Annotated in this window: 19 protein-coding genes; 3 read left to right on the top strand and 16 right to left on the bottom strand. The window is 40.4% G+C overall.

Features of this window, described 5'->3' with window-relative positions:
* Positions 1-62: 62 nt before the first annotated feature.
* Both argB and argC read right to left on the bottom strand, forming a co-directional pair.
* Positions 63-836: an acetylglutamate kinase gene (gene argB / locus L5B83_RS04780; protein ID WP_265777734.1), complete on the bottom strand. Its 774-nt coding sequence runs from the start codon at positions 834-836 to the stop codon at positions 63-65.
* Positions 837-848: 12 nt separating this feature from the next.
* A complete protein-coding gene (gene argC, locus L5B83_RS04775) occupies positions 849-1,856 on the bottom strand; it encodes an N-acetyl-gamma-glutamyl-phosphate reductase (protein ID WP_265778378.1) in 1,008 nt (335 codons plus the stop codon).
* Between the two features lie 111 nt (positions 1,857-1,967).
* Here argC and argE point away from each other — a divergent pair, with 111 nt between their 5' ends.
* Complete coding sequence (gene argE / locus L5B83_RS04770; RefSeq protein ID WP_265777733.1) at positions 1,968-3,110, top strand: acetylornithine deacetylase; 1,143 nt, start codon at positions 1,968-1,970, stop codon at positions 3,108-3,110.
* A 243-nt stretch (positions 3,111-3,353) separates the two neighbouring features.
* Here argE and rnhB read toward each other — a convergent pair whose 3' ends face one another.
* The 13 genes from rnhB to pyrH form a co-directional block, all read right to left on the bottom strand.
* Positions 3,354-3,944 (bottom strand): ribonuclease HII, encoded by a 591-nt coding sequence (rnhB, locus tag L5B83_RS04765; protein WP_268739333.1) that lies wholly within the window; start codon positions 3,942-3,944, stop codon positions 3,354-3,356.
* Positions 3,944-5,131 carry a lipid-A-disaccharide synthase gene (gene lpxB, locus L5B83_RS04760; protein WP_265777732.1) on the bottom strand — a complete coding sequence of 396 codons (1,188 nt, stop codon included), beginning with the start codon at positions 5,129-5,131 and terminating at the stop codon, positions 3,944-3,946. The genes rnhB and lpxB overlap by 1 nt, the downstream gene beginning before the upstream one ends.
* Before the next feature lie 94 nt (positions 5,132-5,225).
* Positions 5,226-6,014 carry an acyl-ACP--UDP-N-acetylglucosamine O-acyltransferase gene (gene lpxA, locus L5B83_RS04755; RefSeq protein WP_250364212.1) on the bottom strand — a complete coding sequence of 263 codons (789 nt, stop codon included), beginning with the start codon at positions 6,012-6,014 and terminating at the stop codon, positions 5,226-5,228.
* A 26-nt stretch (positions 6,015-6,040) separates the two neighbouring features.
* Entirely contained in the window at positions 6,041-6,493 is a 453-nt protein-coding gene (gene fabZ, locus L5B83_RS04750) for a 3-hydroxyacyl-ACP dehydratase FabZ (RefSeq protein ID WP_035660215.1), read from the bottom strand.
* Between the two features lie 110 nt (positions 6,494-6,603).
* Entirely contained in the window at positions 6,604-7,635 is a 1,032-nt protein-coding gene (gene lpxD / locus L5B83_RS04745; RefSeq protein ID WP_265777731.1) for a UDP-3-O-(3-hydroxymyristoyl)glucosamine N-acyltransferase, read from the bottom strand.
* Positions 7,635-8,219: an OmpH family outer membrane protein gene (locus L5B83_RS04740; RefSeq protein ID WP_250364210.1), complete on the bottom strand. Its 585-nt coding sequence runs from the start codon at positions 8,217-8,219 to the stop codon at positions 7,635-7,637. Before L5B83_RS04740 ends, lpxD begins: the two co-directional genes overlap by 1 nt.
* A 111-nt stretch (positions 8,220-8,330) precedes the next feature.
* Complete coding sequence (gene bamA, locus L5B83_RS04735; protein ID WP_265777730.1) at positions 8,331-10,715, bottom strand: outer membrane protein assembly factor BamA; 2,385 nt, start codon at positions 10,713-10,715, stop codon at positions 8,331-8,333.
* Between the two features lie 29 nt (positions 10,716-10,744).
* Positions 10,745-12,076: a sigma E protease regulator RseP gene (rseP, locus tag L5B83_RS04730; RefSeq protein ID WP_265777729.1), complete on the bottom strand. Its 1,332-nt coding sequence runs from the start codon at positions 12,074-12,076 to the stop codon at positions 10,745-10,747.
* A gap of 9 nt (positions 12,077-12,085) precedes the next feature.
* Positions 12,086-12,949 (bottom strand): phosphatidate cytidylyltransferase, encoded by an 864-nt coding sequence (locus L5B83_RS04725; RefSeq protein ID WP_265777728.1) that lies wholly within the window; start codon positions 12,947-12,949, stop codon positions 12,086-12,088.
* 3 nt (positions 12,950-12,952) lie between these two features.
* Complete coding sequence (uppS, locus tag L5B83_RS04720; RefSeq protein WP_250350784.1) at positions 12,953-13,681, bottom strand: polyprenyl diphosphate synthase; 729 nt, start codon at positions 13,679-13,681, stop codon at positions 12,953-12,955.
* Between the two features lie 144 nt (positions 13,682-13,825).
* The gene (gene ispC, locus L5B83_RS04715) at positions 13,826-15,025 is read right to left on the bottom strand and encodes a 1-deoxy-D-xylulose-5-phosphate reductoisomerase (protein ID WP_265762205.1); all 1,200 of its coding nucleotides are present in this window, start codon (positions 15,023-15,025) and stop codon (positions 13,826-13,828) included.
* Between the two features lie 134 nt (positions 15,026-15,159).
* A complete protein-coding gene (frr, locus tag L5B83_RS04710; protein ID WP_250350786.1) occupies positions 15,160-15,717 on the bottom strand; it encodes a ribosome recycling factor in 558 nt (185 codons plus the stop codon).
* 29 nt (positions 15,718-15,746) lie between these two features.
* Entirely contained in the window at positions 15,747-16,463 is a 717-nt protein-coding gene (gene pyrH, locus L5B83_RS04705) for a UMP kinase (protein ID WP_250350787.1), read from the bottom strand.
* A 145-nt stretch (positions 16,464-16,608) separates the two neighbouring features.
* Here pyrH and L5B83_RS04700 point away from each other — a divergent pair, with 145 nt between their 5' ends.
* On the top strand, positions 16,609-18,177 hold the full coding sequence (locus L5B83_RS04700) for a phosphoethanolamine transferase (RefSeq protein WP_265777727.1): 1,569 nt from the start codon (positions 16,609-16,611) through the stop codon (positions 18,175-18,177).
* Here the strand turns inward: L5B83_RS04700 and lpxH are convergent.
* Positions 18,158-18,901 carry a UDP-2,3-diacylglucosamine diphosphatase gene (gene lpxH, locus L5B83_RS04695; protein WP_265777726.1) on the bottom strand — a complete coding sequence of 248 codons (744 nt, stop codon included), beginning with the start codon at positions 18,899-18,901 and terminating at the stop codon, positions 18,158-18,160. The two genes, L5B83_RS04700 and lpxH, sit on opposite strands and share 20 nt — an antisense overlap.
* Positions 18,902-19,020: 119 nt before the next feature.
* Between lpxH and L5B83_RS04690 the strand changes: the two genes are divergently transcribed.
* Positions 19,021-19,755, top strand: a complete 735-nt coding sequence (locus tag L5B83_RS04690; protein ID WP_250364203.1) for a 1-acylglycerol-3-phosphate O-acyltransferase — start codon at positions 19,021-19,023, stop codon at positions 19,753-19,755.
* Position 19,756 lies beyond the last annotated feature (1 nt).

Genomic DNA, 19,756 nt, shown 5'->3' with positions numbered 1-19,756 from the left:
TTTTTATCATTAAAAATGTAGAGGCGAACGTAAATGTTCGCCCATACCAAATTGCTTTACGCTTAAGGTAAAATTCTGGTGCCGATTATCTCACCTGCAAAAAGTGCGGTCAATTTTTCTGGATATTTCCAGTTGGCAATATCCACTCCCGTGTTAAGGATTTTTGCTGCCTCCAATGCGGCATTGACCTTAACGATCATTCCGTCTGTAATCACACCTTGCTGAATAAGCTGTTGAATTTGCTCGCTATTAAGCTGTGGTAGGCGTTGTTTATTGGCATCTAAAACCCCATCCACATCAGAAAGCATCACCAGATCGCCCCCCATTAATGCCGCAATCGCCGTTGCTGCTTGATCCGCATTCACGTTCATTAAACGCCCTTGCACATCTACCGCAATAGAACTAATAATAGGCAAAAATGCCTCGCTTAATAATGTATGTAATAATTGCGGATTATTGGGAAATACGTTCGCAACGTGTCCTAATTCAACATCAATTTGTTTCGCGCTTGTTAATTGCCCATCCGCTAAACAAAGCCCAACAGGATTAAGATTAAATTTCGTCGCTTGCGCCAACAATGTTTTATTTGCAATCCCCGCCAGTGCGCCTATAATAATTTCAATTTGATCAGAAGGGGTAACCCTTAACCCATTTTTCTTCTTGACTGGCAATCCAAGACGTTGCATTAATTCATCAACGATACAACCACCACCGTGTACAATAAGCAGAGGACGAGCAAAATTTTGCTGATAATTTGCTAATGCGGTGAATAAATTTTCCATTGCTTGTGGCGTATCTAACAGCACACCACCTAATTTAATTACTAAAGGTTTCATTCTTTTTTTCCACTAAATCAAGCCTAAGGTTTCTGTTAAACCATAACGAATATTAGCACATTGTACCGCTTGTGCTGCTGCACCTTTGAGTAAGTTATCTTCTGCGCCAACAATGATGATATAACCGTTTTGAGTGGCAAATCCAATATCACAATAAGGCGTAAACTCTACGGACTTAATACTTGGTAATCCTTGTTTATAAACACGCACCAGTGGTCGATTCGCATAATATTGCTGATAAGCGTCGTGAATTTGAGCGTCTGTTACATTTGCGTTTAATTTTGCGGTGATTGTCGCCAAAATACCGCGTTTAAAATTGCCGAGATGTGGCGTAAAAATGACATTTGTGCCTAAATGCGTGGCAATTTCAGGCTGATGCCGATGGTTAAATACGCCATAAGCATTTAAGCTCACCTCACAAAAACTGTTCGTCAGTGAAGCTTTACGCCCCGCTCCGCTTACCCCACTCACCGCATTGATAATTGGCAATTGATTGAGATCTAATAAATTATTTTCAATCAATGGTTTTAAGCTCAGTTGTGAAACCGTTGGATAACAACCTGCCACCGCCACTAAATCGGTTTGTGCAATGGCGCGATCATTCCATTCTGCTAACCCATAAACCGCTTTTTCTAATAATTCAGGATGGCGATGTGCAAAGCCATAATATTGTGGATAAAATTCTGTGTTGTTTACGCGAAACGCGCCAGATAAATCAAAGACTTTACATTGATTTTGCAAGAAAATTGGCGCAAGATCGTGGCTCACTTCGTGTGCGGTGGCTAAAAATACCAAATCATTTTCTTGAGCAAGTGCGGTTAAATTTTTCCCCAAAGGTTGTAACGGTAAATCCACAATCTGCTTAAGCTGTGGATAAATATCGGAAATGGCTTTATGTGCATCTTGGCTTTGCGCAGAAACATATAATCCATTAAGTTGAAATGCGGGGTGCAACGTTAAAATACGAGCCAGTTCAGCCCCAGTGTAGCCACTTGCGCCAATAATGATGGCTTTTTGCATAGAACACATAGAAAATTTGCCTCATAGAAAAAGATAACTCTTGATTAATTATGCTATTGTTATGCATAATTAATCAAAAATCAATCTTTAATTTAATACAGGATAAACTTAATGAAAAAATTGCCTACTTTTCTTGAAATGTATTCTCAGCTTATTGCCTTGCCTACCATCAGTAGCGTAGAAGCAGAATTTGACCAATCAAATAAAACGTTAATTGAACTTCTTGCCACTTGGCTCAATGAGTTAGGTTTTAAAACGAACATTATTCCCGTGCAGGGCAGCCGAGAAAAATTCAATTTACTAGCCACTTATGGCGAAGGAGAAGGGGGACTGCTACTTGCAGGACATACAGATACCGTGCCTTTCGATGAAGGACGCTGGCATTTTGATCCTTTCAAACTCACCGAAAAAGACGGTAAATTTTACGGCTTAGGCACAGCAGATATGAAAGGATTCTTCGCGTTCGTGTTAGAAACCTTAGGCCATATTGATCTCTCTAAACTAAACAAACCATTACGCATTCTCGCCACCGCCGATGAAGAAACTACCCTACTTGGGGCAAGAACGTTCAGCCAACACAGCCATATCCGCCCAGATTGTGCGATTATTGGCGAACCAACATCATTAAAACCCGTTCGCGCGCACAAAGGACATATTGGGCAAGCAGTAAGAATTACAGGTAAAACAGGGCATTCGAGCGATCCAGATAAGGGCATTAACGCCATTGAATTAATGCACGAAGCAACAGGCTATTTAATGGAAATGCGTAACGAGTTAAAGGAAAAATATCATCATTCCACCTTTGCCATTCCTTATCCGACAATGAATTTTGGTGCAATCCACGGGGGGGATGCAGTAAATCGTATTTGTGCGTGCTGCGAATTGCATTTCGACATCCGCCCCTTACCACAAATGCGTCTAGAAGATCTCAATGAAATGTTACAAGAAAAACTTCGCCCAATGTTTGAAAAATGGGGCGATCTGATTTCACTCCGCGCCTTGCATGAACCCACCCCGGGTTATGAATGCGAACACAGCGCCCAAATTGTCCAAGTGGTGGAAAAATTACTTGGCGAAAAATGCGAAGCGGTGAACTACTGCACCGAAGCCCCTTTTATTCAACAACTCTGCCCAACCTTGGTGCTTGGTCCGGGTTCAATCGAACAAGCCCACCAGCCAGATGAATATCTATGTGCAGAATTTATTAAACCAACGAATGAATTATTGAGTAAGTTGATTAAGCATTTCTGCTAAAACAGTGATTTCCCTAAAATAAAAAGTGCGGTGATTTTTCACCGTATTTTTTACATCATTATATTAAAATTCCTCCTTTTCCTTTTCTATTTAAGGAAATTTTATTAATAAATCGTCTCGGCTATTTTAGTACGGCATTAGTAGTGTTTTCCTTTATACTCAATTTGCTTATTAACATTACGCTCGTTAAATACTGATCTGCACCTCAAATTAGGTGTCCAGTTTTTGAGGACAGATCACTTTTTACTCTGTAATAAGTTTTCTTATTGGTGCAAAACTTCGGCGGTGTTCGGGTAAAACGCCGTGTTCTGCGAGTTTTTCTAAGTGCAATTTTGTTGGATAGCCTTTATGTTGTGCAAAGGCATATTGAGGATAACGTTTATCCAGTTCCTCCATTTCTAAATCACGAGCAACTTTGGCAAGAATGGAAGCGGCACTGATTTCTGCCACGAGACTATCACCTTTTACCACCGCTTGAGCGGGCATTGGTAATGAGGGAATACGGTTGCCGTCCACTAATACAAAGTGCGGTGTAATATTAAGCTGATTTACCGCACGTTGCATTGCCAACATCGTGGCGTGCAAAATATTAAGTTCATCAATTTCTTCTGGTTCTGCCCGCCCTAGCGCCCACGCTTTGGCTTTTTGTTTAATTTCTTCCGCTAAGGCAAGACGTTTTTTATGAGAGAGTTTCTTACTGTCGGTTAAGCCTTCAATGGGATTATTAGGATCTAAAATCACCGCTGCCGTTACCACTGCGCCAACTAAAGGTCCACGCCCCACTTCATCGACACCTGCGATAAGTTCGTAATCAGGATAGACAAATTCGCTCATTATTTATTCTCCTGCAATAATTCAATCACCGCGTCAGCGGCTTGTTTGTCCGCATCGCATTGGATTATTTTATGTAGATCAATAAAATGTTGCACTAAACTGTGGCGATTTTGTACCGCACTTTCTTCTGTAGAAAAATAAGGGATTAGCTTTTCCACCAGCTTTTCCGCCGTGCAATCTTGCTGGATCATTTCTGGTACAAGCATTTCATTGGCTAACAAGTTAGGTAAAGAAATATAAGGGGTTTTCACTAAACGTTTTGCTAGCATATACGTCATCGGCTTCATTTTGTAGCCTACGACCATAGGTGATTTACATAGCATACACTCCAATGCTGCCGTTCCTGACGCTAATAATGTAGCTTGTGCCGCGATCATTGCTTGACGGGCTTGCCCATCAAGTAATGTCATTTCTAAATCAGGGGCGACTTTCGCCTTAATTTGTTCAAATTGTTGGCGACGTTTTTCATTCACTAAAGGAACAAGAAATTGTACATCCGGATACTGTTCTTTCAGCAATAATGCCGTTTGTAAGAACGGTTCGGCAAGAAATTCCACTTCTGCGCCACGACTGCCAACAAGGATCGCCAGATAACGTTGCTGTGGGTCAATATTAAGCATTTGACAAGCCGCAAGACGATCGGGTTTTAAGGCGATGGCATCTGCCATTGTGTGTCCAATAAAACGGCAAGGTACATTGAAGCGGTCATAAAAGGCTTTTTCAAAAGGCAAGAAGGCGAGAACAAGGTTGGTCGCTTGTGCAATTTTGTGAATGCGGTTTTGTCGCCACGCCCATACTGATGGGCTAACATAATGAATGGTTTTGATACCTTGTTCTTTGAGTTTGAGTTCAATGTCAAGATTGAAGTCAGGGGCATCAATGCCGATAAATACATCGGGTTTTTCTTGCAACATTTTGTTGATAACCTGACGGCGAATTTTCAGCAAGCGTGGTAAATGTTTCACTACTTCGGCTAAGCCCATTACAGCAATTTCTTCCATATCCACCAAGGTTTCACAACCTTCTGCCAACATTTGTTTGCCAGCAATGCCGATAAAACGCGCGTTAGGATAACGGATTTTCAGACTGCGTATTAACCCTGCCCCTAAAATATCACCAGAGACTTCGCCTGCTACAATGCCAATGGTCGGGAATGCTTTTGCTTGTTCCATTAATACTTTTCTCATAAAAAACAACCGCACTTTATATTGCAAACCTTAGGCAATAAGTAAAGTGCGGTAAAAAATTTTAACCTTTTTATAGGTGGTATCGTTCGTTTAATTAGCGAATAATGCCACGGGTTGAACGCTTGAAGAAATCAAGGAAAAAGCTAATCGCACTTTCCGTTTTGGCGTAATGCTCAATTTCTGGCATCACTTCTTCTAAGGTTTTTCCACTACGATAAATCAATTTATACACATTACGAATGGCGTGTAATGTCGGCTTATCAAAGCCACGGCGTTTCAAGCCTTCAATATTCACACCAAAGGGCTGTGCGTGGTTGCCTTGTGCCATCACATAAGGAGGAACATCTTGGCTCACCATTGAACCGCCGCCAAGCATAACGTGAGCGCCAATGATGACAAATTGGTGAATGGCTGACATTCCACCGACAATCACAAAATCATCTAGTTCCACGTGTCCTGCAAGGGTGGCATTATTAGCAAGAATACAACGATTTTTGATTTTACAATCGTGTGCAATATGGGCGTTGATCATAAATAAGTTATCATCACCAACACGGGTTACGCCCCCACCTTGTACTGTGCCACGATGAATAGTAACACTTTCACGGATGCGGTTACGGTTACCAATAATGGTTTTAGTTGGCTCATTTTGATATTTTAGATCTTGGTTTTTCTCACCAATGCTCGCAAACTGGAAAATTTCATTCTCTTCACCAATCTGGGTGACGCCATTCACAACAATATGTGAATGTAGTACTGTGCCTCTGCCAATTTCAACGTCAGAACCAATAATACAAAATGGGCCAATGACGACGTTTTCGCCAATTTTAGCACCTTCCTCAATAATGGCTGAAGGGTGAATTTTTGCACTTGGATGGATCATATTGACCTCTTAATTTCTTGATTTTGTTATCTGCGAGCGCACATTAATTTTGCTTCACAAGCCACTTCACCATTTACTGTTGCGATACCAGTAAATGCCGTAATACCACGGCGTTCTTTGATCACTTCAACATAAAGTTCCATTTGATCACCCGGTAAAACTGGACGTTTAAAACGTGCATCATCAATACCTGCGAAATAGAACAATTCTCCACCTTGTAATTCGTGAGTTTTAAACGCCAAAATGCCCATTGACTGTGCCAATGCTTCTAAAATTAACACGCCGGGTAAAATGGGTTCTCCCGGGAAATGCCCTGTAAAACAAGGTTCATTAACGCTAATGTTTTTAATCGCTTTTAACCATTTCCCTTCTTCAAAATCAGTCACACGATCCACTAATAAAAAGGGATAGCGGTGTGGAAGTAAGGTCATAATTTCTTTTGCTTCAATGACTTTTGCGGTTTGTTCTGTTGTCACAATCGTACCTTTTTAATTTAAAAATAATAGAAAATAAAATTGGTGCAGATTATACGATATTTCACCGTTTAATACAAAACGCACCACATAAAGTGGCACGTTTGAAAGATGAGTTAAGCATTATTCAGCTTTTTTTCTAGCGCTTTTAGACGCTTATTCATTTTATCAATGTCTAAGGTTAATGCAGCAGTTTTTCGCCATTCTTTATTTGGCTGTAACGGGATACCGGAAGAATAAACACCGGGTTCGGTAATTGGCCGCATTACCATTCCCATTCCTGTAACGGTCACTTTGTCTGCAATTTCCATATGACCATTGATTACACTTGCGCCACCAATGAGACAATAGCGTCCCACTTTCAGGCTGCCCGCCATAATCACACCGCCTGCTACCGCTGTGCCAGTGCCGATATGTACGTTATGGGCAATTTGACAAAGGTTATCAATAATCACATTATCTTCAATTACCGTGGCATCTAATGCGCCGCGGTCAATACAGGTACAAGCACCAATTTCAACGTGGTTACCAATAATCACTGTGCCAGTTTGTGGGATCTTGATCCAGCGACCTTTATCATTTGCATAGCCAAAGCCATCACTGCCAATAACTGCACCAGATTGAATTAAGCAATGTTCGCCAATTTGTACTTGGTGATAGATGTTTACATTTGCCCAAAGTTGGGTGTTTGCACCAATTTTTGCACCCTTGCCAATAAAGCAACCCGCACCGATAACCACGTTATCACCTAATTCAACTTCATCTTCAATCACCGCATTAGCGCCAATGGAAACATTTGCACCTAATTTTGCCGAGGATGAAATCACCGCACTTTCAGCAATACCTGTGGCGGCTTTAGGAGTAGAATCCATATATTGCGCTAACACAGCATAAGCAACATAAGGATCATTGACAATCAGCAGATTGCTTTCAGGCGAACAAAACTCCACATCATTTTGACTCACGACTAAAACCCCTGCGTGGGATTGGGCAAGCAAATCACGGAATTTAATATTTGAAATAAAAGTGAGTTGGTTTGACTGTGCTTTGTCAAGAGGAGCAATACTATCAATAAGCACATTGGCGTTACCACGAATGGTAGCGCCAATTTGTTGTGCTAATTCTTTAAGAGAATAAGACTTTTGCATTATTTAGCCTGTGCTGGAGCTGGAATTGCTTTTAATACTTCTTCGGTGATATTTTTGCCATCAGCTGCATACACTGCCACTTTTTCATCAAGCACGGCGCTGTAGTTTTTTGCTTTTGCCACCGTTGTCGTCGCAGTTTGAATGTCAGTTAATAATTTACGTTCAACTTCCATTTCTGCTTTTTGTGTTTCCTGACGGAATTTAGCAATATTTTCTTGGTGCTGTTGTACTAATTTTTTAAACTCTTCATCACGTTTTTGCGCTAATTTTGCAATTTCATCCTGACGCTTTTTAATATCAGCTTGACGTAATTTTGGTGCATCTTTATCTAATGCTTTCACTTTACCATCAATTTCTTTTTCAAATGCTGCTTTTTTATCTTGCAGTGCTTTATCTTCAACTTGTAATTTTTCAGATGGTGCTTTGAATTGCTCATCTAATTTTTTAAATTCAACTTGACGTGCTGGATGATGTGCAAATAAATAATCGACATTTACAAAGGCAATATTATCTTCCGCCATTGCAATGGATGAACCTAATGCTAACGCTAAAGAAAGTGCGGTTAATTTTACAGCTTTTTTCATTTTTGAGTTTCCTTAAAATAAATTAATTTTTAAATTCAATACCAATGGGAGCAAGCTCCCATTAGCTTTCCAAGCTTTCACTTAGACTAATAAGAATGAAAGAAGTTCCAATTAGAATGTACCACCGATACTAAATTGGAATTGTTCAATTTCATCACCTTTATATTTTTTGATTGGTTTGGCATAAGAGAACACCAAAGGTCCAATCGGTGATTGCCATTGGAAAGCGACACCCGCTGAGGAGCGAACACGGCTCGGATCGCCGTAATCCGGTAAATTGGTGAAACGTGCTTTTCCGTCTGTTTTCCATTTTGTATTCCATACACTTGCTGCATCAACAAAAACTGAGGTTCTTACTGAACGTTGATTTTTGTCCGCCACAAAAGGTGTTGGTACAATTAATTCCGCACTTGCGGTGACCATTGCATTACCACCGACAATGTCGCCATTTACCCCTTTCTTACAATATTTATCCGGTGTCGTTGCACAATTTTTTTCATCTCGATAAATAGCTTGTGGGCCTACTGCACCATAAGCAAAACCACGCAAACTTCCCATACCACCTGCACTGTAAGTTTGATAGAACGGTAAACGTTTACCACCAAAACCATTCGCGTAAGCTGCGGAAGCTTTTGCTGAAATGACCCAGCTATGATCACGATCTAACGGATAGAAGCCTTGGACATCTGCGGACAATTTGTAATATTTATTATCTGAACCTGGAATAGTCACTTTTCCGCCGATCGAGGCGCGCATTCCTGACGTTGGGAAATAGCCGCGGTTCAGATTGTTATAGTTCCAACCCATAGAGAATTCAAAATCGTGAGATTTGAATGTCCAATCACTCACATTCATTGATTCACGATAGAGGTTACGGTTATATTCAGGGCGTACATCTTTTAATTTGTTGTAAACATAGCCTAACCCAACATAGTATGAGTTATTCTCATTGACGGGGAAACCAAGCGTACCGTTCACCCCGTAAGTTGTACGGCTATAAGAGGCTGACGTGTCGTTTTTTGAGTTATCGTATTTTTCAAAGAATACATTCCCACCAAGACTTACGCCGTCTTTTGTGAAATAAGGTTCTGTATAGCCTAAATTCACACTGGTACTGTAATCATTACGCGAACCACCTAAACTGATTGAAGATCCCATTCCCAAAAAGTTATCTTGTTTAATACTTGCCTGATAGCTTAAGCCACTTTCTGTACCATAACCAATACCAAAGTTAATGCTACCCGTATTACGTTCTTTCACTTTATAGATCACATCAAGTTCATCGTCCGTGTTTGGCACATTCTCAGTACGCGATTCTACAGTCTCAAAAAATCCTGTACGTTCTAACCGCACTTTACCTAGTTCAACTAATTGAGAAGATAACCAAGTTCCTTCTTGCTGACGCATTTCTTGGCGTAATGTGCTATCTGCACTGACGTTATTGCCTTCAAAACGAATTTGACGCACAGAATAACGACGACCTGCATCAACCACATAAGTTAATGCAATAGTGTGATGTTGATCGTCAAACGCTGGGCTAACATTCACTTGAGGGTTTGCGTATCCCTGCTCACCTAAGGTCGTTTTAATGGCATTTTCTACCGCAACCACATCACTACGACGGAAGGTTTCCCCCACCCGAATTTGTTTTAATAATCCGGAAAGCTCCTCGCCCATTCCCGCAACATTACCCACAATACGCGCGCTCTTAACGGTATATTTCTCACCTTCATTAACATCAATAGAAACTTTTGCCTCAGTCTGTGCATCATTTAACTGTACATCTGTTTTAGTGATTTGCATTTTGGCATAGCCGTGATCAAGGTAAAACTCGCGTAATGTATCTAGATCTTTACCAAACTGTACGGAATCGAATTTATTGCCGAAAAGCTTCCACCACGCATCAGGTTGTAATTCCATTTGTTCTTGCAACTTGCTTGAACTAAACGCGTGATTTCCTTCAAAGGTAACCCCTTTCAATAGTGCGACATCATTTTCTTTAATTTGGATTTTGACTTCCGCACGATTATTTGGCAATGACGTAACGATGGTTTCCACTTTTGCGTTATAACGCCCTACGCTACGGTAATGATCTAATAAACTTTGGCGAAAAGCCTCTAATTTATCAAGGTTCAACACATCGCCAACCGCAAAGCCATTCGCGTCTAGGTTATCTTTCAAGGCTTCACTTGGAATTGAGCTATTCCCGTCAAGAATAACATCGGCAATAATTGGGCGTTGCTGTACAGAAATCACTAGGGTATTGCCTTCTCGAGCCGCTTTAACCCCCTCATATCCCTGTAAGAACAAGGTTCTTACTACATTAGCAATATCTTTATCTGTCGCCCGTTGCCCAACTCGAATGGGTAAATTCGCAAGAATTTTGCCTTCCGTGCCAGCCTGAACGCCATCAACACGAATATCTTGCACAATAAAAGGTGCAGCCATCACCGTGGTTGAACCCAATAATAAACTTGCGATTAAAAGTTTTTTCATTGTTACTTTTATCCTTGTAAAAGAAAGAGTTATAAACGTAAGAAATCGTTAAACAAAGCAAATGCTGTTAAAGCTAATAAGCATATTGCGCCAATTTTATAAGCCGCATCTTGCACTTTTTGTGAAAGTGGTTTGCCTTTTATCGCCTCAGCGGCAAGAAAAACTAAATGTCCCCCATCTAATACCGGTAATGGGAACAAATTCATAATACCTAAATTCACACTAATTAATGCCATAAAACTTAAATAATAAACGAAGCCAATTTCAGAAGAGACACCCGCCCCCTTTGCAATAGAAATAGGCCCACTTAAATTATTTAAAGAAAGATCGCCAGTAATTAATTTACCGATCACTTTTACAGTCAGTAGCATTAAATCTTTCGTTTTTTCTATGCCTTTTTGTAACGCATCAAAAAGACCATATTTTAATTCCGTGCGATATTTTTCATCTAATGGTTTAATGGTTGGCGAGACGCCAACAAACCATTTCCCTTTTTCGTTTAGTATCGGCGTTAAGGTTTTATATAGCGTTTCCCCCGCCCGCTCAATGCGCAACGTGAAAGGCAGCCCCTTTTGCACATCTTGAATAAAATCTTGCCAATTCATTGGTTCACCGGTATTGGTATAAAGTTTATCACCAACAAGCAAACCTGCTTTTTGTGCAGGAGAATCTGCTGCCACTTTAGACAAGGTCATTTCCACTTTAGTTCGCACAGGAATCATACCTAATGCGCCAAAAGCACTTTCTTTTTCGGGATCAAAACGCCAATTTGTTAAGTCTAAGGTACGCTGTTGCTTCACGTTAGATGCAAAAGGAGAAAGCGTGATTTCTACATTTGGATTGCCCATTTTGGTGGCAAGTACCATATTAATGGTTTCCCAATCTGGCGTTGCTGTGCCATCAATGGCGATAATTTGTGAATCTGGTTGGATCTGTGCTTGCGCTGCAATAGATTGAGGTCGAACCTCTGCGATAACAGGTTTCACACTAGGAATACCAATGGAATACACCAACCAATACGCCAATATAGCAAAAATAAAATTCGCAATAGGCCCAGCTGCAATGACAAAGGCGCGCTGTGCAACAGATTTATTATTAAAGGCTTGTGATTTTAATTCTTCTGGTACCGCTTCGTTACGCTCATCAAGCATTTTCACATAGCCACCTAAAGGAATCAGTGAAATAGAAAAGGCTGTCCCTTTTTTATCAATAAATGACCACAATACTTTACCGAAACCGATAGAAAAACGCTCAACTTTTATACCGCACTTTCTCGCAGCCCAAAAGTGTCCATATTCGTGTACAAAAACCAGTACACAAATGGCAACCAAAAATGAACCTAGCGACCACAAAAAAGACATATCTGTTTCCTACAAGACATAAAAATAGAAATAGGCAAAGAATGGAACAGCAGCAGTTAAGCTATCAATACGATCTAAAATCCCACCGTGTCCGGGAATTAACTGACTGCTATCTTTAATACCGCTTTCACGCTTAAACATACTTTCCGTCAAATCACCCAATACAGAAATCGCCACAGTTGCAACGGATAACAGGATGAAAGGCACTGTTGGCACATTGAATAGATCTTGCGGAGCAACTTGCATAAAAATTGCTGCTAACACGCCAGCCGTGAGTAAACCACCAAATACCCCTTGCCAAGTTTTACCCGGGGAAACTTTTGCTGCAAGTTTATGCTTTCCAAATTGGCGACCGGCAAAATACGCACCAGAATCAGCTGCCCATACAAGAATAAAGACATAAAAGAGCAACATTAAGCCGTGATAGGGATTAGCAACGTAACTATCTAAACGCAGTTTTAACACACCAATAATAAAAGGCACTAAAGTTACAATGGCGAAAACTCCTTGTAATACCACGGATTTTGCCCAAAATTTCGCTGAATTGGGATAACTCACTACCAGACTAAGGGCAATAAGCCACCAAATCACGGCACTTAATAAAATCGGTTCGGCATAATGTTCAAACACACGCCCAGCATTGAGATAATTGGCTTCGCTTAAAATCCATAAAAAAAGCACCGCACTTGCTAATCCAGCCACAACAACACGCCAAAATTTATTTTTAACGTGGGCAAATTGTGTCCATTCCCAAATGCCTAAGCCCACCACGGCACCTAACGCTAAGGCAAAATAAAAAGGAGAAAATAAAAATAACGCAGCACAGACAATAGCAATTAAAATTATTGCGGAAATGACACGTTGTTTAAGCACAGTTTAGTCCTCTTGTTCTGCTCCACCAAAACGGCGATTTCGTTGTTGATAAGCTAAAATAGCTTGATTAAATTCTTGTTCGTTAAAATCTGGCCATAACACATCGGAAAAATAAAATTCTGCATAAGCAATTTGCCATAGCAAAAAATTACTCACACGTTGCTCCCCACTTGTCCGAATGAGCAAATCAACCATTGGCTGATTTTGGGTAACCAAATATTGCTGAAAACGTTCTGCGGTGATCTCATCAACGGTCATCTGCTGATTTTTCACTAAGCTGGCAAGCTGTTTTGTAGCCTGCACAATATCCCAATAGCCCCCGTAATTTGCCGCAATATTTAAGGTAAGTGCGGTGTTATTTTCGGTTAATTTTTCTGCGTTTTCAATTTTTTGCTGTAATTTTGCATTAAAACGCGATTTATCGCCGATAATTTTTAACCGAATATTATTTTTATGCAATTTTTTTACTTCTAAATCAAGCGCTTGCATAAATAATGTCATTAATGCACTGACTTCACTTTCTGGACGAGACCAATTTTCACTGCTAAAAGCATAAAGCGTGAGAACATTCACACCAATTTTTAGTGCATAGGAAACCGCTTGGCGCACTGCCGCGACACCATTTTTATGCCCGAAAATACGCATTTTTCCTTGCTGTTTTGCCCAACGACCATTGCCATCCATAATAATCGCAACGTGTTGAGGAATATTATTTGAATCAATCTCTGTCATTCATCAAGGATTTTCTAGTTACAAAATTAATGGCTGAATATATCATAATATGATCTTACTTACTATGAAAACGCACAGAATTATATGTAAAAAATCAAAGCGAACTTTCGCCCGCTCTGAGTTATTTATAATAAAAACAAAATGTTATTTTGATTGAATGATTTTCCACGCCAACCCACGTGCTTTTTTATCCACCTCTAACACATCATCAATGGATTGAATCTGTTGCGGTGTGATGTTTTCTACAACCTGCTGATTCACAAAGGCAATATCGGTAAATTTAATTTGACGGTTTAAAAACGCCTCGACAGAAATTTCGTTCGCCGCGTTCATCGCTGTTGTTGCATACTGCCCTGCTGCGAAAGCATCTATGGCGAGTTTTAAACAAGGGTAACGCTGATAATCTGGTTGTAAGAAAGTCAGCCCATTAAGCTGATAAAAATCTAATGGCGCAACTCCCGCGAAGGTACGTTGTGGATAAGCCATTGTTTCAGCAATTGGCGTACGCATATCAGGGTTACCCATCTGCGCAATGACCGAGCCATCAATATAACGCACCATAGAATGAATAATGGATTGAGGATGAATAATCACTTCCATTTCATCAGCTGTCGCATTAAATAACCAACGAGCCTCAATATATTCTAAGCCTTTGTTCATCATTGTAGCTGAATCGACCGAAATCTTTTTGCCCATTGACCAATTGGGGTGTGCCACAGCTTGTTCTGGTGTGATGTGTTCAAATTCAGTAAGATCCGTATAGCGGAAAGGCCCGCCCGATCCCGTTAAGACAATTTTACTAATGCCTAATTCTTGTAGCGGACAAAAACCGATTTTTTCTTGTGCTTGAGGCGGTAAAGATTGGAAAATCGCATTGTGTTCACTGTCCACTGGCAGAAGCTGTGCGTGGCTTTTCTTCACTTCATCAATAAAGAGTTGCCCACAAGTCACCAAGCTTTCCTTGTTGGCTAGCAATACCCGTTTACCCGCTTGCACCGCTGCAAGGGTTGGTAGCAAGCCGGCTGCACCAACAATGGCAGCCATCACTTGATCAGCCTCAGGGTGTGCCGCTAATTCGCAAATAGCTTGTTGTCCGCTTAACACTTGCGTTTTCATACCAAGTGCGGTCAATTTTTCTTTCAAATTTTTCGCCGCACTTTCATCATCTAATGCAGCAAAAGTCGGGTGAAATTTAACGCATTGCTCAAGCATTAACTGCACATTACGCCCCCCTACTAAAGCGAACGCTTGATATTTTTCTGGATTATGTGCTATTACAGAAAGGGTGCTAGTGCCGATTGAGCCGGTTGAACCAAGAATAACGAGTTTTTGTTGTTTTTGCATAAATTTTTGACCGCACTATAAAAAGAAGTAAGTTTGCTAAAATTGTGGTGAATATACTCAAAAGCCCGCCGTTCAGCAAGAAAAAAGAGGGCGAACCTTTGGCTCGCCCTTTATTGCTTCATTATTTTAAATGATTAGAAATCTAATAATTCTTTCTCTTTGTCCGCTAACACTTCATCCACTTTTTTCACATAAAGATCGGTGATTTTTTGGATTTCATCTTGTGCTTTGCGTTCTTCATCTTCGCTGATTTCTTTTTCCTTCAACAACGCTTTGATTTGATCGTTAGCATCACGGCGTACATTACGTACAGCAACTTTGCCTTGTTCGGCTTCCGCTTTTACGATTTTGATTAAATCACGACGGCGTTCTTCCGTTAATGGAGGAAGTGGAACGCGAATAGTTGTGCCTGCTGATGATGGGTTTAAACCTAAATCAGAGGTTAAGATGGCTTTTTCTACTGCCCCAATTAAACTACGATCAAACACAGTTACTGCAAGTGTGCGTGCATCTTCGGCGACAACATTAGCTAACTGACGTAATGGCGTTAATGCGCCATAGTATTCCACTTGAATACCATCAAGTAAGCTAGGCTGTGCGCGTCCTGTTCTGACTTTCGCAATATGATGTTTGAATGTTTCAAGGCTTTTTTCCATACGCGTTTGCGTATCTTGTTTAATTTCGTTAATCACAAATATTCCTTTTATTTAAGTTTAATCAATTAGTTACAAATAAGCGTCCCTTCACGCTCACCTAAAATAACATTGCGTAATGCCCCCGGTTTGCTCATATTAAACACACGAATTGGCATTCCGTGATCTCGTGCTAACGTAAAAGCGGCTAAGTCCATCACTTGCAATTCTTTGTCAATCACATCAGCATAAGTAAGTTTTTCATACATCACTGCTTCTGGATTTTTGGCAGGATCGCAATCATACACGCCGTCCACTTTTGTCGCTTTGAGTACAACATCGGCTTCAATTTCAATACCGCGCAAGCAAGCGGCAGAATCGGTAGTAAAAAATGGGCTACCTGTTCCTGCCGAGAAAATGACCACGCGTCCTTCACGTAGCATTTTAATTGCTTCAGACCAGTTATAAGTATCACAAATACCATTGAGTTGGAAGGCTGACATCAATTTTGCATTGACATCAGCACGGTGTAAGGCATCACGCATTGCTAAGCCGTTCATTACGGTGGCAAGCATTCCCATATGATCGCCGACCACACGGTTCATTCCTGCTTTCGCCAGTTTCGCACCACGGAATAAATTTCCGCCCCCTAACACAACCCCGACTTCTACGCCCATTTCTAGTAATTCTTTAATTTCGAGCGCCATTCTGTCTAAAATTGAAGGATCAATTCCAAAACCTTCCTCACCTTGTAAAGCTTCACCGCTTAATTTAAGCAGGATTCTTTTATATACGGGTTTGCTCATTTTTTCCTCACAAAAGTTGGGTACAAAATTCTGCATATTATAGAGCAACATCTTTACCCTGAAAATAGCTTAGAAAAAAAATCGCATAGAACCCTCGAAAAAAATTAAGTAAAATGAGAGGAAGTCAAAAATAAGGAATAATGTTGTGACAGAAAAGAACAAAAAAGGAACATTTCATCTTTCATCCTTACTCGCAAGTGCGGTATGTTTTGCGCTACTTTATGTAATCAGCCTGTTGGCATTACAAGGCTCGGGTTATTTTCCACAGCCAAACTGGCAACAAATTGCCCTTTTTATGTCTTTCATTATTATTTTTTCTAGCTCCCAAAAATACTTTTATTTTATTGCGCTCCCTATTTTATTCATTTATGCCTGCTATGCGCCTATTGGGGTGAATTTTGGTGCGCCTTCTTATCAGTATATTGCCTCTGTTTTTGCCACCGACTTACAAGAAGGAAAAGAATTTTTCGCCCAAATTCCGCTACTTCATTATGGTTATCCCTTTGTTATTCTTGGCGGAGCCTTGCTTTATCGCAAGTTAAGTCAAAAATTTCACGTGGCTTTTTATAAAAATAAAGGGCTATTGGCACTCATTTTTATCAATGCATTTTGGGGACAAATTCCTTTCCAACCTCTGCAAGAAAGCTATTTAGCCGGTGAAAAAGTGATCGAAGAACTGCGTTTGCTTAATCGCTTTGATGTGCCAAGTGAATGGGGAGAAAGCCAACTGGATAGCCGTTCCCATTATGATGACTACATTTTAGTTATCGGCGAAAGTGCAAGAAAAGATTATCACCACGCTTATGGTTATCCTATTGCTAATACGCCATTTCTTTCCACCGCCAAAGGCACATTGATTAATGGCTTAACCGCAGGGGGAACCAATACTATCGCTTCGCTGAAATTAATGTTTACAAAGCCAAACAAAAAAACGTGGGAAGGTAATTACCGCTTAAATTTCATTGACTTAATTAAGTCAGCAGGTCTCAAAACCTACTGGCTTTCTAATCAAGGCTATTTAGGGCAATACGACACGCCCATTTCTGCGATTGCCAATAAAAGTGATGAAAAACTCTTTTTAAAATCAGGTGATTCTCTTAGCAGTGATGTGAGTGATTTTAAATTAATCGCAAAATTTGACCAGCTACTGCAAAAACCTAGCGAGAACAAACGTTTTATCGTTGTCCATCTATATGGCTCACACCCTTTAGCTTGCGAACGCGTGGCTGATTATAAAAAGATTTTTGACGACACAAAAATTGATAAAAAATATCAAGAAGTAAACTGCTATATTAGTTCGATCAAAAAAACCGATGAAATACTCAGCAAAATTTATCAACTTCTGGTAGAAAATCAGCAAAAAAACCACCGCACTTTTTCGATGATTTACTTTGCTGATCACGGTTTAGCTCATCAAATCAGCGACAACTATATTGCCATTCATAATAGCAATGGTAAAAGTAAACGCCATTACGATATTCCACTGTTTAAAATTTCCAGTGATGATCAGCAACGCCACGAGAAAAACGTGGCAAAGTCTGGCTTGAACTTTACGGAGGGATTAGCCAATTGGATCGGCATTCGCAATGCGAATATTGACGCCAATATGGATCTTTTTGATGAGACACCACAGCCAGATTATGGCTTAAAAGAAAAAATTGAAAATATCACTGCGCCAGATGATCCTGCGGTGATCATTCCTGCTCAACGCTAACCTGTTGATTTAACGAATGGTTAATAAATGTCATTGTTTTCGCTGACACCGCTAACACCGACGACGTTGCCCCCCAATCACCGAGAACAATGCGTTCAAAGTGCGGTGGAATTTTGTGCCAATTTTGCCGATGGGTATGCCCGTGAATAAGCTGTGGCACATTAAATTGTTGCATTGTTTGCAACACAAAATCGGCATTTACGTCCATAATTTGAGAGGATTTATGCTGCTTATCCTGTTTGCTTTTGGCACGAATTTTCTCAGCAATTTTTAACCGCACTTTTAAAGGAAGATGTAAAAAAAGCCATTGACGCCATTTTTGATGCACTTTTTTACGATAGCGTTGGTAAGCCATATCATCAATACAGAGTGTATCGCCGTGGCAAAGCAATGTGGGAGTGCCATACAAATCAATCACCTGATAGGTGGGTAACAGGGTTAAGCCGCAAGGTTGGGCAAATTTTTCGCCGATGAGGAAATCGCGATTGCCGTGCATAAAATAGCATTTCACGCCTTTTTCCGTTAAGGTGCGAATTTGCAGTGTCACTAAATCGATCAACGGAGAATGTTCATCGTCACCAATCCAAAAATCAAAAAGATCGCCTAAAATATACAAACTTTCAGCATCTTGGGCTTGATTTTGCATAAAATCCACAAAAAGGGCGGTTAAATCTGGACGATTTTCGCTTAAATGTAAATCAGCAATAAAATAGGTCGTTGCCATTTTGAATGTCTTTTTAAAGAATGAAATTGTTTGATAGCCTAGCATTTTTTTAGCGGATTGATACAAATATTTACGGATTTTCGCTATACTTGTGCAAATTTTTTTCAGGGTATGTCGTTATGCTAAAACTTCTTCGCATTATTGTGATTGTGTTCTGCTGTATTTTGATTTGTTTACTTGGCACAATCTATTCTCTTATTCGTTTCAGAAATCCAAGCAATGTAGGAGATATCGCTCGCTGGTTTGGGCGTTTATATCCGCTTTTCGGTTTGCAAGTGGAACATCGTTTCCCTGCAAAGGCAAAAAATATTGGGCCTTGCATTTATATTGGCAATCACCAAAATAACTACGATATGGTCACCATTTCTTATATGGTGATGCCACGCACCGTGAGCGTAGGGAAAAAAAGCCTGATTTGGATCCCTTTTTTCGGCATTTTATATTGGGCATCGGGCAACATTTTTTTAGATCGCGATAATCGTTCCAAAGCGCACAATACAATGACTCAACTGGCTGAACGCATTAACCGCGATAATCTTTCTATTTGGATGTTCCCTGAAGGTACACGCAGCCGTGGGCGTGGTTTACTGCCGTTTAAAACAGGGGCATTTCACGCTGCGATTGCCGCTGGCGTGCCGATTGTCCCTGTGGTTTGTTCTACCACACAAAATAAAATCAATCTTAATCGCTGGCATAATGGCAAGGTGATCTGCGAAATGCTACCCCCTGTGGATACCTCCGCTTATAGCAAAGATAATGTGCGTGAATTGGCGAGCTATTGCCATTCACTAATGCAACAACGAATCAATGAACTTGATGCAGAAATTGCTGCTCAACCAAGCCCAACAAAATAAG

It is taken from the genome of Avibacterium sp. 21-599 (assembly GCF_026226765.1).
In the GTDB taxonomy this organism is placed as follows: domain Bacteria; phylum Pseudomonadota; class Gammaproteobacteria; order Enterobacterales; family Pasteurellaceae; genus Avibacterium.
Note: the sequence above shows the minus strand (reverse complement) of the source record. Positions and strands in the feature narration are given on the sequence as shown.

Coding starts and splice junctions, on each gene's coding strand:
- argE (WP_265777733.1), top strand. CDS start 1,968: ATGAAAAAATTGCCTACTTTTCTTGAAATGTATTCTCAGCTTATTGCC.
- argB (WP_265777734.1), bottom strand. CDS start 836: ATGAAACCTTTAGTAATTAAATTAGGTGGTGTGCTGTTAGATACGCCA.
- ispC (WP_265762205.1), bottom strand. CDS start 15,025: ATGCAAAAACAACAAAAACTCGTTATTCTTGGTTCAACCGGCTCAATC.
- lpxB (WP_265777732.1), bottom strand. CDS start 5,131: ATGAGAAAAGTATTAATGGAACAAGCAAAAGCATTCCCGACCATTGGC.
- lpxA (WP_250364212.1), bottom strand. CDS start 6,014: ATGATCCATCCAAGTGCAAAAATTCACCCTTCAGCCATTATTGAGGAA.
- rnhB (WP_268739333.1), bottom strand. CDS start 3,944: ATGAGCGAATTTGTCTATCCTGATTACGAACTTATCGCAGGTGTCGAT.
- rseP (WP_265777729.1), bottom strand. CDS start 12,076: ATGTCTTTTTTGTGGTCGCTAGGTTCATTTTTGGTTGCCATTTGTGTA.
- L5B83_RS04690 (WP_250364203.1), top strand. CDS start 19,021: ATGCTAAAACTTCTTCGCATTATTGTGATTGTGTTCTGCTGTATTTTG.
- pyrH (WP_250350787.1), bottom strand. CDS start 16,463: ATGAGCAAACCCGTATATAAAAGAATCCTGCTTAAATTAAGCGGTGAA.
- argC (WP_265778378.1), bottom strand. CDS start 1,856: ATGCAAAAAGCCATCATTATTGGCGCAAGTGGCTACACTGGGGCTGAA.
- bamA (WP_265777730.1), bottom strand. CDS start 10,715: ATGAAAAAACTTTTAATCGCAAGTTTATTATTGGGTTCAACCACGGTG.
- uppS (WP_250350784.1), bottom strand. CDS start 13,681: ATGACAGAGATTGATTCAAATAATATTCCTCAACACGTTGCGATTATT.
- lpxH (WP_265777726.1), bottom strand. CDS start 18,901: ATGGCAACGACCTATTTTATTGCTGATTTACATTTAAGCGAAAATCGT.
- lpxD (WP_265777731.1), bottom strand. CDS start 7,635: ATGCAAAAGTCTTATTCTCTTAAAGAATTAGCACAACAAATTGGCGCT.
- L5B83_RS04740 (WP_250364210.1), bottom strand. CDS start 8,219: ATGAAAAAAGCTGTAAAATTAACCGCACTTTCTTTAGCGTTAGCATTA.